Origin of the sequence: Streptomyces durocortorensis, assembly GCF_031760065.1 — a bacterium.
Classification (GTDB): domain Bacteria; phylum Actinomycetota; class Actinomycetes; order Streptomycetales; family Streptomycetaceae; genus Streptomyces.
Window position 1 is genome coordinate 2,605,956 of sequence record NZ_CP134500.1, and the last position, 13,844, is coordinate 2,619,799.

Annotated in this window: 9 protein-coding genes; 3 read left to right on the forward strand and 6 right to left on the reverse strand. The window is 72.7% G+C overall.

All coding sequences use genetic code 11. The features are described 5' to 3' along the window. Positions 1-69: 69 nt before the first annotated feature. The 3 genes from RI138_RS11435 to RI138_RS11445 all read right to left on the reverse strand — a co-directional run bounded on the left by RI138_RS11435 (position 70) and on the right by RI138_RS11445 (position 6,303). Complete coding sequence (locus RI138_RS11435; RefSeq protein WP_311119824.1) at positions 70-1,614, reverse strand: DUF5719 family protein; 1,545 nt, start codon at positions 1,612-1,614, stop codon at positions 70-72. Then, the gene (locus RI138_RS11440; protein ID WP_311119825.1) at positions 1,611-5,510 is read right to left on the reverse strand and encodes a glycosyltransferase; all 3,900 of its coding nucleotides are present in this window, start codon (positions 5,508-5,510) and stop codon (positions 1,611-1,613) included. Before RI138_RS11440 ends, RI138_RS11435 begins: the two co-directional genes overlap by 4 nt. Positions 5,511-6,039: 529 nt before the next feature. Beyond that, positions 6,040-6,303: a WhiB family transcriptional regulator gene (locus RI138_RS11445; RefSeq protein WP_014046372.1), complete on the reverse strand. Its 264-nt coding sequence runs from the start codon at positions 6,301-6,303 to the stop codon at positions 6,040-6,042. 678 nt (positions 6,304-6,981) lie between these two features. Between RI138_RS11445 and RI138_RS11450 the strand changes: the two genes are divergently transcribed. Genes RI138_RS11450 through RI138_RS11460 form a run of 3 tightly spaced genes read left to right on the forward strand, consistent with a single transcriptional unit; the run spans position 6,982 to position 9,795 of the window. Continuing rightward, complete coding sequence (locus RI138_RS11450) at positions 6,982-7,482, forward strand: cysteine dioxygenase (protein WP_311119826.1); 501 nt, start codon at positions 6,982-6,984, stop codon at positions 7,480-7,482. A 13-nt stretch (positions 7,483-7,495) separates the two neighbouring features. Next, positions 7,496-8,452, forward strand: coding sequence for a 2-phospho-L-lactate transferase (cofD, locus tag RI138_RS11455; RefSeq protein ID WP_311119827.1), 957 nt, complete (start codon positions 7,496-7,498; stop codon positions 8,450-8,452). Positions 8,453-8,454: 2 nt separating this feature from the next. Further along, positions 8,455-9,795, forward strand: coding sequence for a coenzyme F420-0:L-glutamate ligase (locus tag RI138_RS11460; RefSeq protein ID WP_398864246.1), 1,341 nt, complete (start codon positions 8,455-8,457; stop codon positions 9,793-9,795). A gap of 70 nt (positions 9,796-9,865) precedes the next feature. Here the strand turns inward: RI138_RS11460 and RI138_RS11465 are convergent, their stop codons facing one another. The 3 genes from RI138_RS11465 to RI138_RS11475 all read right to left on the reverse strand — a co-directional run bounded on the left by RI138_RS11465 (position 9,866) and on the right by RI138_RS11475 (position 13,728). Continuing rightward, positions 9,866-10,870 (reverse strand): DNA-3-methyladenine glycosylase family protein, encoded by a 1,005-nt coding sequence (locus tag RI138_RS11465; RefSeq protein ID WP_311119829.1) that lies wholly within the window; start codon positions 10,868-10,870, stop codon positions 9,866-9,868. Between the two features lie 134 nt (positions 10,871-11,004). Further along, positions 11,005-12,096: a mannose-1-phosphate guanylyltransferase gene (locus RI138_RS11470; protein ID WP_311119830.1), complete on the reverse strand. Its 1,092-nt coding sequence runs from the start codon at positions 12,094-12,096 to the stop codon at positions 11,005-11,007. An 81-nt stretch (positions 12,097-12,177) separates the two neighbouring features. Beyond that, the gene (locus tag RI138_RS11475) at positions 12,178-13,728 is read right to left on the reverse strand and encodes a peptidoglycan recognition protein family protein (protein WP_311119831.1); all 1,551 of its coding nucleotides are present in this window, start codon (positions 13,726-13,728) and stop codon (positions 12,178-12,180) included. Positions 13,729-13,844 lie beyond the last annotated feature (116 nt).

The following is a 13,844-nucleotide window of genomic DNA, read 5'->3' on the forward strand; positions in this document are numbered from 1 at the left end:
CCGTTCCGGCTGCCCCGTCGGGCCCCGGCCCGGTCCGAACCTCTGTCCCTGTCCCGCCGTCCGCTCGGTTCAGTCGTCCAGGACCGACAAGTCCTGCCTGGCCGACGGGACCGCGACCGTCCCTCCGTCGTCGGGGAGCGTCTGCACCGTGAACATCTGGACGCCGCCCTCCGTGAGTGCCAGGGAGCGCGACGCGTGCACCGGGCCGCCCGAGGTCGTCTCGACCGTCAGCGCGTACGTGCCCTTGAGCCCTTCGGGGGCCTTCGGGGTGACGGCGAGGGTCGTGCCGCTCTTGACCGTGTACGTCTCGACGGACGGTTCGCCGCCGCCGCTGCCCGCCGACGCGGTGACCTTCACCTTCGCCGTGGCGCCCGGGGCGGTCAGGGACAGTGTCGAGCCCTTGGCCCGGTTGTCCGCGACGCTCGAACGGGCGCCGACCGGTCCGGTGGCCGGGATGTAGGCGACCTCCTGCTCGTCGCCGCTGCCTCGGACCACTCGTAGCGCGGCCACGATCGGCGTCGCGCGGTTCTTCTCCACGGGGGTGAGGCGCAGGGAGCCCGGTTCGTCGCGGGTGACGTCCTTGAGGTCGGCGGTCGCGGTCATGCCGGACTTGATGTGGAGGGTGGCGTTCCCGGCCGGGGAGAACGTCGCGTTCTTCCCCATGAGCTGGACCTTCACGTCCGCGTCGTCCTCGCCGGGTGCGAACGCCACCAGCTGTACGGAGGTGGCGTCGGCCGGAATCCCCGGCATCACGAGCGTGCCGGACGGGTCGTCGGACGCGGTGATCCAGTCGCTGCCGGAGGTGTCGTCGGCGCTCAGGACGACCGCGCCGATCCGTCCGGAGCGGGTGGTGACGTGCGCGGTCAGCTCGTCGACCGCTTCGTCGGTGAGGGTGGACAGCAGGAGCGCGACGCTGGAGCGGGCGGGCACGGTGACGCCGTCGCCCACGTCGGACTTGAGCGCGCCCTTGGGGCCGTACAGCTCGATGTCCGCCACGGCGGCGGCGTCGTCGGGGTTGGTGAGGTGCACGTAGTCCTGGCGGGACTTCGCGGTGCTCGCGCCCGGGAACCAGAAGTCCGTGCCGGGGGCGGTGCAGGTGACCCCGAGCAGGCCCCGCGCCCCGCCCGCGGTGACCTGGGTGGTCTGCTGGGCGGTCCAACCGGGGGCGAGCCGGCCGGTGGCCGTGCCGACGAGGGCCGGGGCGTCGGAGCCGTCCGCCTCGACGACGACCGGCTTTCCGGGCTCCTTCACAGCGAGGACCGGCTTCTCGGCCTTCTTCCTTGCCTTCTCCGCCGCTTCCTCGGCCTTCTCGGCCTTCTCCGGGTCGGTCTCGTCCTCGTCGTCCTCGTCGACAGTCGGCAGTGCCGGCTTCAGTTCGGCGGTGGCCTTGGCGTCGCCGCCCTCACCCGCCGGGGTGAACGCGGTGTACTGCGTCTCCGCGAGCTCGGAGCTGCTCGGCGCCGGGCAGACCAGGCTGGAGCGCTCGACCGGGAGCAGCGCGGCGGCCTTCGCCTCCGGGGCCGCCGGGCCGTCGGGCGCGGTGACCGTGGCGAAACCGGTGATGGCGGCCAGGGCGACGGCACCGGCGATCAGGGACAGGTGGGTGGACTTCACTCGGACTCGCCTCGCGATGCGTTACCGGACGGCCACGGGGCCTGACCCGGGGCCGGGGGGCCGGGTTGTTCGGCCTGTTCGCCGTTCCCGGTGGGGTGCTGGTACGGGTGGTGCGGCTGTGGCGGGTAATGCTGGCCGGTGTACTGGCCGTACTCGTCGTACGCGGCGCCGCCGCTGCCCTGGTCGTTGTACTGCTGTGCGTACGGGCCCTGGGCGCCGCCGTAGCCGCTCTGATCGCCGTAGCCGCTCCGGTAGTCCGTGTCCTGCTGTTGGTACTGCTGGTGCTGGGCGTACGGGTCCTGTTGGTACGTCGCGTAGTAGTCGGCGCCCTGGGGCTGCCGGCCGTCCCATTCCCCGTACTGCTGGTGCGGAACTTCCGCGTAACCGCTGGTGGCCTCTTGCGGGTCGTGCGCCGGAGCGTGCGCCGTGGGGCTCGCGGCGTACGGGTCGGCGGTCTGCTGCGCGGGGATGTACTCCCCCGGGTCTCCTTGCGCTGCCGCGTCCGTCGTGCCGTCCGCCCGGTAGTTCTGCCCGGACTCCCGGGACCCTCCGGACCCTCCGGGCTCCCCGGGTCCTCCGGGCTCCCCGAACGCCCGGGACTCCTCCGCCGCGGCCGCTGCCTCGGCCTGGGCCGCGGCGCGCAGCCTGCGGGCACGGCGCCCCTCGCCGTCGACCGGCTCGGCGGCGACGGCCAGCGCCTCCTCGGGCAGGTCGTCGTCGATCTCCCGGCGGCGGCCCGGCAGGGCCATGACCACGAGGACGACGGCGAGTGCGGCCTGCGCCCAGATCCAGGCGGTGTGCGTGATCGGGGCGTCGTAGGTGAGGTCCAGGCGGCCACCGTCGGCGGGGAGTTCGAATCCCTGGGCCCAGCCGTCGACGGTCTTGCGGGTCAGGGGCTTGCCGTCCAGGGTGGCCTGCCAGCCCGGGTCGGCGGTGTCGGCGATCCGCAGGACGCGGCCCGCTTCGCCGGACGGGATCTCGGAGTGGGCCTCGACGGGCCCGGAGCCGACGGGGAGGTGCTCACCCTCGCCGGACGCCGGGGCGATCATGACGCGGGCGACCTGGCGGTCCACCCGCCACAGGGCGCTGCCGTCGAGCTGGCTGAGGCGGCTGAGGCCGGGGGTCGCGTCGAGGACCCGGCTCATCTGGCGCGGTGCCCCGTCCCGTACGAGGACGTAGCGGATCGCGAAGCCGCTGAGCTGGTCGCCCTGGTCGGCGCCGGAGCCCGCGACGAGGTTGGCGACGACCTTGTCGAGGTGGCTGCTGGCCCCGCCCGCCTCGGTCAGTTCTCCGTCGCCGAGCCGGGCGCCCGATCCGCGGACCAGGCTGTACGCGACGGAGTCGGGCGAGGTGCCGCCGAGGACGAGGGTGCGCGGCTGGTCGCGGGTGCCGCTCTCCTCGGCCACGAACGCGGGCACCTGGACGGGGTCGCGCCGCTCCAGCGGGCCGTCCGCACCGCCGATCATCCAGCCGAACGCGGCCAGGACCGGGGCCAGCCCGGCGGCCAGGGCGATCAGCGCGGCGACGGGCTGGCGCCAGCCGAAGCTCTGCTCGGCGACCCGGATGCGGGCCCCGTCCGCGCCCACCAGGGCGGCGGCGATCAGGGCGGTGCCGTAGACGAGGGTTGCGGGCCCGGCCCAGGTCGTTCCGTTGGTGAGGGCCGCGAAGAGCAGGCCGACGAGCGCGACCGCCCAGGCGGTCCGGACGGCGAGCTGCCGCTCCCCGCGCAGCAGCGCGGCGAGGGCCGCCAGCACGATGCCGAGGAGCAGGGCGCCGCCCGCCGCACCCGGGCCGCCGGGGCTGATGCCGAGCAGGTCGAGGCCCGAGGCCGACCCCGTACCGAGGTCCATGCCCGCCTCCGTGAGGAGGGCGGACGGGTTCGTCAGGAGGGTGAGCGACCAGGGGGCGAGGATCAGCACCGGCGTGCCGACGGCGGCGACGAAGCGGAGTCCGTACGCCATGATGTCGCCGCGCCGCAGCACCAGCACACCGAGGCCGAGGACCACGGCGAGCGGCCAGACGACCGGCGTGAACGCCATCGTGAAGGTGAGGAGCAGCGTGTACGCCCAGGTGGCACGCCAGCTGCCGCGCTCCCCCGCCTCCCTGTCGGCACGCAGCCCGTGGGCGGCGACGCCCGCGCGGGCGATCAGCGGAAGCAGGACGAGGAGGACGGCGGTGCCGATGCGGCCGGTGGCCAGGGCTCCGGTCGCGGCGGGCAGGAAGGCGTACGCGACGCTCGCCCAGGCCCGCAGCAGCCGCGAGGGCAGCAGCGGCCGGGAGGCGAAGTACGCGGTGAGCCCGGCCAGCGGGATCGAGCAGACCAGCAGCACGCTCACGGCGAGGCCGGTGGAGCCGAGGAAGAGGACCGACAGGGCGGCGAGCAGCGCGAGGTAGGGCGGGGCGGTCTGGGTGCCGCCCGTCCCGACGGCGTGCCAGGCGTCCGCGTACCGTCCCCAGAGCTCGTCGGCGTCGGCGGGGACGGGCAGCAGCGCGCCACCGGCCAGCGCGCCGCCGCTGAGCAGGTTGCGGCAGGCGATGAGCGAGACTACGAGCAGCAGCGCGAAGAGGATCGGCCCGGGTTTGCGGCCGATGCGCTTGAGCCGGGCGAACTGATCGACTTCGAGGAAGTCGGCGTCGTCGCCGCCGGGCCCGGACTCGACGGCCCCGTGCCGCGAACCGCCCGAGTCGGCTTCCGCACGGCCGCCGAAGTTGCCCGCGACCTGGTCGACGGTGGCCCGGACGGTGGCGCCGGGCGGCGGGAACAGGGCGCGCAGTTCGGCCGCGTCGACGACGCCCTTTCCGCGGTCGCGGCGGGCGGCGAGGATGCGGCCGGGGCGCAGCAGGGTGCCCAGCAGGCCGGTGACCTCGTCGAGGGCCTGTCCCGGCACCTTGCCGACGAGGTAGGCGACGGTGCGGAGCAGGGTGCCGACGACGAGCCGGAGCAGCACCCAGGGCAGGGCCTTGCCGCGTGCGTTGACGAGCATCGTGTAGGCGGCGCCCGCCTTGTCGACGCGGTGCGGGCTGGCGACCGAGCGGCCCGCGCAGTCGATGGGGCGGCGCTCGCGGGCGGAGGCCTCGGCGTGCCGCAGGACGGCGTCCGGGGCGACGAGGACCCGGTGCCCGGCGAGGTGGGCGCGCCAGCACAGGTCGACGTCGTCGCGCATCAAAGGGAGCCTGCGGTCGAAGCCGCCGAGCTCCTCGTAGACGTCGCGGCGGATGAGCATGCCCGCGGAGGAGACGGACAGGACGGTACGGACCTGGTCGTGCTGGCCCTGGTCCTGCTCACGGCGGTCCAGGCCCGTCCAGCGGCGGCCGCTGTTGGCGATGGAGACGCCGACTTCGAGGAGCTGCTTGCGGTCGTACCAGCCGCGCAGCTTGGGCCCGACGATCGTGGCGTGCCGGTCGGTGTCCACGACGCGCAGCATCTCGGCGAGCGCGTCCGGCTCGGGCGCACAGTCGTCGTGCAGCAGCCAGAGCCACTGGACCGGTTCGCCGTGCGGCAGCTCGGGCAGGTCGTAGTTCTCGTCGACCCAGGTCCGGCTGACCGGGTCCCAGCCGCTGGGGCGCTTGAGGTAGGGGAGGTCGTCCGGGGTCAGGACCCCGGCCGTGCGGGCCGCCTCGTCGACGGCGGTGCCGAAGCTCGTACGGCGTGCGAGGTGCAGGACGCGGTCGTCACCGAGCGCCTCGGTGACCAGCCGGGCGGAGTCGTCGGCGCTGCCGGTGTCGGCGGCGACGATGTTCTGTACGGGGCGTTCCTGCCCGAGCAGCCCGGCCAGCACGTCGGGCAGCCAGCGCGCGCCGTCGTGGGAGACGAGCACGGCGGTGACGACGTGCCGGGGGAACTCTGGGGCGGCGGCGGCCGCGTTCGGCGCCGCCGAGTGGCTGTGCACGGACATCGAGGTACGGGCCCTCCGGCCGGGTCCGGGGGCATGTCCCCGGGGCTGCATCGGTGTACACGCGCGCCCCGGCGGGGCGTTGGTGCGTCTCGGACGGGGCCCCACACTAACGGTACGGATACGTGGCGGGGTCCCCGAGCGGGTGAAGGGCCGGGCGCGGACGGGCGATGGGCATGCGGTGGACATGCGGACGGCCCGGCGCCCGGGCCCTCCGGGGAGGGGCGGACGACGGGCCGTCGCGGTTTGCCGTTCGGGGGGCTGTGGTCCGGAGTCCGGGGGCTACGGAGAGCCGGTGGCCGGCGGGAGGGGCTGCATCGGCCGGAGGTCCGGCGTACGGCGGTGCGTAAGCACAGAGGGCGTGGAGTACGGGAGTGAGTGGGGCGCTCGCCCGGGATGCAGCCCCGGAGCGCCGTCCGTTCCATGAACCGTCGTCCGCCCCAGAACCATCGTCCGTCCCAGAACCGCCGTCCGTCCCAGGGCCATCGTCTCGTCCCGGAAACCGTCGTCCGTCCTGGAACCGTCGTCCGTCCTAGATCGCGGCCTTCTTGAGGCGCCGCCGCTCCCGCTCGGAGAGTCCGCCCCAGATACCGAAGCGCTCGTCGTTGGCGAGGGCGTACTCCAGGCACTCCGAGCGCACCTCGCAGGCGAGGCAGACCTTCTTGGCCTCGCGGGTGGAACCGCCCTTTTCGGGAAAGAAGGACTCGGGATCGGTCTGGGCGCACAGTGCGCGCTCCTGCCAGCCGAGTTCCTCGTCCGCGTCCTCGACCAGCAGTTGCTGGAACAGCTCGGTCATGTGCGCCCCTCGTCTGTCTCTTGCGTCCCGTGATGCAGCCTTTTGCGGCTGAACGACACGAGTGAAATTACAAGTGTGTAGCTCTGGGACAGTCAAGCGAGGATCTGCTATTGGCCCAGGGATTCACTCTGCGGAACCAAGCGTATACAGAAAGTGTTCAAATCGCCAAAAATCTGACATATGCCACCGGCCCCGCTCCCGCGCACTCTCTCTTGATCAAGACGAACGGAAGTCTCTTCATGTTGCGATTCGATCACTGAAGCGACCAGGATCACATTCAGGTCACGGAGCGTCAGCCACGTTTGGAGGCCCGGATGGTGCGCCACATGTCCCCGCCCGCGAGTGCATAAACCTTTCTCCGGAACCGCCGACCGGAAGGGGTGAAACAATGCACCCAAATCGGTCATTGGGTTGACAGCGGGCGGGGGGAGCCGTTCTCCTTGACCCCATGCCAGCGACCACAGCCATGCACACGACCCACGTCCGTGGGTTCCGCAGCGCTGTCCAGGCCCGCTGTTGCTGTTCCAGCTGTCACAGCTGTTGATGCCGTAGCGCTCCAGCTCTGATTCAGCCTTCTCCGGTTTCCCGATCGGCCCCTCTGGCCGCTCGACCCCTCTTTGCTCAGCTCATCGTGACTCCCTGCACGTGCACCCCCCATGCCGAGGAACCACCGCAGCCATGAACAGTGACAGCGACCTTCAGATCGCCGGCGACATTCTTGAGGTCCAGCACCTCCTCCAGCCCGCCCGCGAGCACCCCTCCACCCTCTCCGAGTTCGTCGGCCTCGCGCGCTCCATCGCGGCCGACCACGCACAGTGGGCCGGACTCGTCGAGTACGACTCCACCTCCCGCTGGTACCACCGTCTGCGCACGGGCCCGGGCTATGAGGTGTGGCTGCTGAGCTGGGTACCCGGGCAGGGCAGCGGGCGTCACGACCACGGCCGCTCCGCCGGCGTGCTGACGGTCCTGGAAGGGGAGTTGACCGAGCGCACCGAGCGGGGGACCCGGACGCTCGGTGCGGGTGCGCAGCGCGCCTTCGCCCCGGGTTACGTCCACGAAGTGGTCAACGACTCGCTCGAACCGGCCGTGAGTCTGCACGTCTACTACCCGGGCCTGACCGAGATGCCGATGCACGCGTCGCAATCCGCCCCGACGGGCGTGGATGTCGTACCCGCCTGACAAACTGCTGTGCATGCGCATTGTTGTTCTGGCCGGTGGTATCGGCGGTGCCCGCTTTCTGCGCGGCCTCAAGCAGGCCGCGCCCGACGCGGACATCACGGTGATCGGCAACACGGGTGATGACATCCATCTGTTCGGGCTGAAGGTCTGCCCCGACCTCGACACCGTGATGTACACCCTCGGCGGTGGCATCAACGAGGAGCAGGGCTGGGGACGGGCCGACGAGACCTTCCAGGTCAAGGAGGAGCTCGCGGCGTACGGAGTGGGCCCCGAGTGGTTCGGGCTCGGTGACCGTGACTTCGCGACCCACATCGTCCGTACGCAGATGCTCGGTGCGGGCTATCCCCTCAGCGCGGTCACCGAGGCGCTCTGCGCCCGTTGGCAGCCGGGCGTGCGGCTGCTGCCGATGTCCGACGACCGGATCGAGACGCATGTCGCCGTCGAGACGGACGGCGAGAGCAAGGCCGTCCACTTCCAGGAGTACTGGGTGAAGCTTCGCGCCTCGGTGCCGGCGCAGGCGATCGTGCCCGTGGGGGCGGAGCAGGCCAAGCCCGCGCCGGGGGTGCTGGAGGCCATCGGCTCCGCCGACGTCATCGTCTTTCCGCCGTCCAACCCGGTCGTGTCCATCGGCACGATCCTCGCGGTGCCTGGCATCCGCGAGGCCATCGCCGAGGCCGGGGTGCCGGTCGTCGGCCTCTCCCCCATCGTCGGGGACGCCCCCGTGCGCGGTATGGCGGACAAGGTGCTCGCCGCGGTGGGCGTCGAGTCGACGGCCGCGGCGGTGGCCCAGCACTACGGCTCCGGGCTGCTGGACGGGTGGCTCGTCGACACGGTGGACGCCGGTGCGGTGGAGGAGGTCGAGGCGGCCGGTGTCCGCTGCCGGGCGGTGCCGCTGATGATGACGGACGTGGACGCGACGGCGGAGATGGCCCGTCAGGCGTTGACGCTGGCCGAGGAGGTACGGGCGTGAGCATCGCTCCTGGTGCTGTCGGTGGCGGTGCTGTCGGTGGCGGTGCGCCCTCGTTTCAGGTCTGGGCGTTGGGCGGGCTGCCCGAGGTCCGGGCCGGGGACGATCTCGCCAAGCTGATCGCCGGGGCCGAGCCGGGGCTCGTCGACGGTGACGTCCTCCTCGTCACCTCGAAGATCGTCTCCAAGGCGGAGGGGCGGATCGTCCAGGCCGCGGACCGCGAAGCCGCCATCGACGCCGAGACCGTCCGGGTCGTGGCACGGCGCGGGACACTGCGGATCGTGGAGAACCGGCAGGGTCTGGTCATGGCCGCCGCCGGTGTCGACGCCTCGAACACCCCGGCCGGGACCGTTCTGCTTCTGCCCGAGGACCCCGATGCCTCCGCCCGGGCCATCCGGGACGGGCTGCGGGACACGCTGGGCGTCGAGGTCGGCGTCGTCATCACGGACACCTTCGGACGGCCTTGGCGCAACGGGCTCACCGATGTCGCGATCGGGGCCGCGGGGGTGCGGGTGCTGGACGACCTGCGCGGGGGGACGGACGCGTACGGCAATCCGCTCAGCGCCACGGTCGTGGCCACGGCGGACGAGCTGGCCGCCGCCGGGGATCTGGTCAAGGGGAAGGCGGCGGGGTTGCCGGTCGCCGTGGTGCGGGGGTTGCCGCACGTGGTGGCCTCCGGGGAGGACGAACCCGGCGCCCGTGCGCTCGTCCGCGGTGCGGCCGACGACATGTTCCGGCTCGGGACGTCCGAGGCGGTGCGGGAAGCGGTGACCCTGCGGCGTACGGTGCGCGAGTTCAGCGACGAGCCGGTGGATCCGGGGGCGGTGCGGAGAGCGGTGGCCGCGGCGGTGACCGCTCCTGCGCCGCATCACACGACGCCGTGGCGGTTCGTGCTGCTGGAGTCCACCGAGTCACGGACCCGGCTGCTCGACGCGATGCGGGACGCCTGGATCGCGGATCTGCGGCGGGACGGGAAGAGCGAGGAGTCGATCGCCAAGCGGGTGCGGCGCGGTGATGTGCTGCGCAACGCGCCGTATCTGGCGGTGCCGTGCCTGGTGATGGACGGCTCCCACACGTACGGGGACGAGCGGCGGGACACTGCGGAGCGCGAGATGTTCGTGGTCGCGGCGGGGGCGGGTGTGCAGAACTTCCTCGTGGCGCTGGCGGGTGAGCGGCTCGGGTCGGCGTGGGTGTCCTCGACGATGTTCTGCCGGTCGGTGGTGCGGGAGGTGCTCTCGTTGCCGACGTCGTGGGATCCGTTGGGGGCGGTGGCGGTGGGGCACGCGGCGGGGGTGCCCCGGGAGCGAGGGGTTCGGGATGCGGAGGCGTTTATCGCTGTGCGGTGAGGTGTGCGCCGGGAGGGGGCGGGGCTGAGGGAGGCCGGGAGGCTGAGGTGGACCGAGAGGCTGGAGCCGGCTACAGCGCCGCGATGTTTCCCGGGGTCATCCTCGGGCCCCGGCGCTCAGGCAGGCGGCCCGCCAGCAGGATCAGGCGTGTTGCCCTGTGGCGCTGGCCCTCGTACGGACTCAGCAGGGTCAGCATCTCCTCGTCGTCCGCGTGACGGTTGTCCGCCAGGGCGTGGCCCACGATGCCCGGGAGGTGGTAGTCGCCCACCGTGACCGCGTCCGGGGCTCCGTTGGAGCGCTGGAGGGTTTCGGCAGAGGTCCAGGGACCGATTCCCGGGATCAGTTCCAGGCGGACCTTGGCCTCGGGAAGCGGCATCGCCGATGCCTCCTCCAGCCTGGGGGCGACCCGTACGGCCCGCAGGATCGTCGACGAGCGCTTGGTGTCGACCCCTGCCTTGTGCCACTCCCAGGACGGGATCATCGCCCAGGTGCGCGCGCCCGGCATGACGTGGAGGCCCAGGTCGGCCGTGGGGCCGGGGGCCGGGGTGCCGTAGCGGCGGATCAGGAGTCGCCAGGCCCGGTACGCCTCGTCCGTGGTGACCTTCTGCTCCAGGATCGAGGGAATCAGCGACTCCATCACCAGGCCCGTGCGCAGCAGCCGCAGCCCGGGCCGCCGGTGCCGGGCCGCGGCGAGCAGGCGGTGGTGCGGGGTGAAGGCGTCCGGGTCGTCCTCCGCACCCAGGAGCGCGGGCAGCCCTGCCAGCAGCCACTCCGCGCCCGGGCCCCAGGCCGCCGCCCCGATCCGGCCACCGCGCTCCGCCACCCGCAGGGTCCCGGGGCCCTCGGGCGTCCGGGTCGCCCGCCAGAACGCGCCGTCCCCGGTCATCCGGAACGTGGGGTCGGCCGGGCCCCGGCGCAGAGGGCTCAGGACCAGGCGCAGGTCCAGTGGGCCGGGCGGGGTCCACTCCCGGGTCCGCTCCTCTGTCCCCTCCCGGGTCGGCCCCGGCCGCCGTACCGGGGCTGCCTGGGACGGCAGCGCCGGGCGCGCGGTGCGTGGGGCGAATCGTCCTGCCACGGGGGGGCCTCGTCAGGAGTGCGGGAGAAGGAACCCTTCGAGAGTACGGGGCGAAGCCCACCGGTCCCAGAAAAGAGCGAAGCCCACCGGTCCCAGGAAAGAGCGGAGCCCACCGGTCCCAGGACGAGCGGAGCCTACTGGTCCGACGAAAAGCGGATCGACGCGTCCGGGAGGGCCGCGCCGCACCAGATCCTGACCCCGTCGCGCAGCTCGTTGTCCGCGCCCACCTGTGCCCCGTCGCCGATCACCGCGCCCGTCAGCACCGTACGGCTGCCGATCCTCGCGCCCGCCCCGATCAGTGAGTCCGTGATCCTCGCGCCCGCCTCGACGGTCGCTCCCTCCAGCACCGTCGAGCCGTCTATTCTCGCGCCCGCCCCGATCACCGCGCCGGCGCCGACCACCGTGCCGCCCGTGAGCTTGGCGTCGGTGGCCACCGTGGCCGTCTCCAGGACGAGGCGGTCGCCGCAGCGGCCCGGGACCGCCGGGGACGGGGCGCGGCCGAGGACCAGGTCGGCGGAGCCGCGTACGAAGGCCTGCGGGGTACCCAGGTCCAGCCAGTACGTGGAGTCGACCATGCCCTGGAGGTGGGCCCCGGAGGCGAGGAGTCCGGGGAAGGTCTCGCGCTCCACCGAGACCGGGCGGCCCTCGGGGATGGTGTCGATGACCGAGCGCCGGAAGATGTACGCACCGGCGTTGATCTGGTCGGTGACGATCTCCTCCGGCGTCTGCGGCTTCTCCAGGAACGCCGTGACCCGGCCCGCCGCGTCGGTGGGCACGAGGCCGAAGGCGCGCGGGTCCTCGACCCGGGTCAGGTGGAGCGAGACGTCCGCCCCGGAGTCGTTGTGCGTGGCGACCAGGGCCCGGATGTCGAGCCCGGTCAGGATGTCGCCGTTGAAGATCAGGACCGGTTCGTCCGGCCCCGAGGACAGCTTCGGCGCGACGTTGCGGATGGCTCCGCCGGTGCCGAGCGGCTCCTGCTCGGTGACGTACTCGATGTGCAGACCGAGCGAGGAGCCGTCGCCGAAGTACGGCTCGAACACCTCGGCCAGGTAGGACGTGGCGAGCACTATGTGCTCCACCCCGGCCGCCCTGGCCCGTGCCAGCTGGTGGGTCAGGAAGGGGACGCCCGCCGCCGGGACCATCGGCTTCGGGGTGTGCACCGTGAGCGGGCGCAGTCGGGTGCCTTTGCCACCGACCAGGAGAATCGCTTCTTTTGCCTCTGTCACAGCACCGTCTCTGCTTTCCTGCTGGGGCCTGGCCCGGTTGGTGGCTGGCCAGTCTAAGCAGACCGGTCGGAGATGCCCCGGTCAGCGGCCCTGCAGTTTGGCGGAGGTGGTCCGGGCCGTGCCGAGCTTCTTGTAGAGACGCGCTCCGGGGCATTCGGTTGCGAAACCGTCCCGATGGCCCGAGATGACGTTCATTTTGACCTTCCTGCCCTTCGTGTACTTGTTGCTTCCGGCGGAGACGAGGGTGACCTTGCTCTTGGGGTTGGCCCCGAACAGTCCGAGCTTCCAGGCGGTGAGCTTGGAGACGGCGGTCACCGCTGCGGCGGGCGGGTTGGTGGAGGTGTAGGTGCCGAGCACCGCGACGCCCATGGTGTTGGTGTTGAAGCCCAGGGTGTGGGCGCCGAGTACCGCCCTCGTGACGCCGCCCGCCCGGCCCTCGTAGATGTTTCCGCACTTGTCGACGGCAAAGTTGTAGCCGATGTCGCGCCAGCCGCTGCTCTGGGTGTGGTAGCGGTAGATGCTGCGGAGCACCGAAGGGGCCTGCTTGCAGGTGTAGTTGTTCCCGGTCGCGCTGTGGTGCACGAAGGCCGCCTTGACGGACCTGGTGTACACGAAGTTCCGCTCGCGGAGCCTCTCGTCCGCGCCCCAGCCCCTACGGGTGACGATCCCCGGACGGGGTCCGATGTACGGCTTCGCCCCGGCCGCGACGATCGCCGCCTCCTCCTCCGTCTCCGCCTTGGTCAGCGCGGGGATGAAGGTCGCGCCGAGCGGGGCGAGTTCCGCGTTGACGGCCGAGGTGGCGGCGGATTCGGCGGTGAGCGCCTCCGGCACGGCCACCACCGTGGTGGGCGGCGGGGTGTCGGCGAACCTCGCCGGGGTCGTGGCGGGGAGCTTCACCGGGGTCGCGGCCCGGTTGACGGGGGCGCCCCGGGCGGGTTCCGGCTCCGGGTCCTCGCCGGGGTCGACGAGTTCGAGGCGCAGCCCCTCGGGGAGCGGCGCGGCGATGGTCCGGTTCTGCGGATCGGGGGCCTCCGGGCGTACGCGGACCTCGACGCCGTCCGAGTCGCCGACCCAGAGCGGGGCCGTCGCCCCGCGCACGGTGCCGGTCTCCCGCTCGGCGCTGCCCAGGTCGGCGGTGTGCTCGGCGTTGTGCGTCTCGACGTCCTGCCAGTCCGACCAGTCCGTCGTCCCGGTCGCCCGGGTACGGACCTGGACCGTGCCGTGCAGCTCGGCCCCGGCATCGTCCCAGACCACGCCCACCAGGGAGAACGGGCGGGCGTCACGCTGGGCCAGGCCCTGGCCCACCGCGCCCGCGACCCGGTTCGACGGTGCGGCAAGGGGTTCCAGGGGCAGGGACTGCGTCGAACCGGCGGGCTCGGCCGCGGACGCCATAGCCGCGGCCGCGCGGGGCTCCCCGGTGCCGAGGACAGTGCCGCGCGGGCCCGTGGCGGTGTCGGGGCGGGTCTCTCCCTCGGGCGCGGCTTCGAGTCGTACCGACGGCGGGCCCGCTCCCGGGGTCCCGTGGGACACGGAGGGGGGACGGGCAGGGGCGGAGGCGGCGGGGACGGCGAGCGGCAGGGTGAGGGCCGCCGCGCAGGTGACGCCGACTGAGGTCACGAATAGTGCACGCATACGCATGATCCTGGGCATAAACGCCTGAATCCGGCCACCCGGGCATCGACCCATAAGTGACGCCCCGTCTGCCGAACCGGTGTACGTGACACCCGTTCAGCCCGCCCCCCACGGCG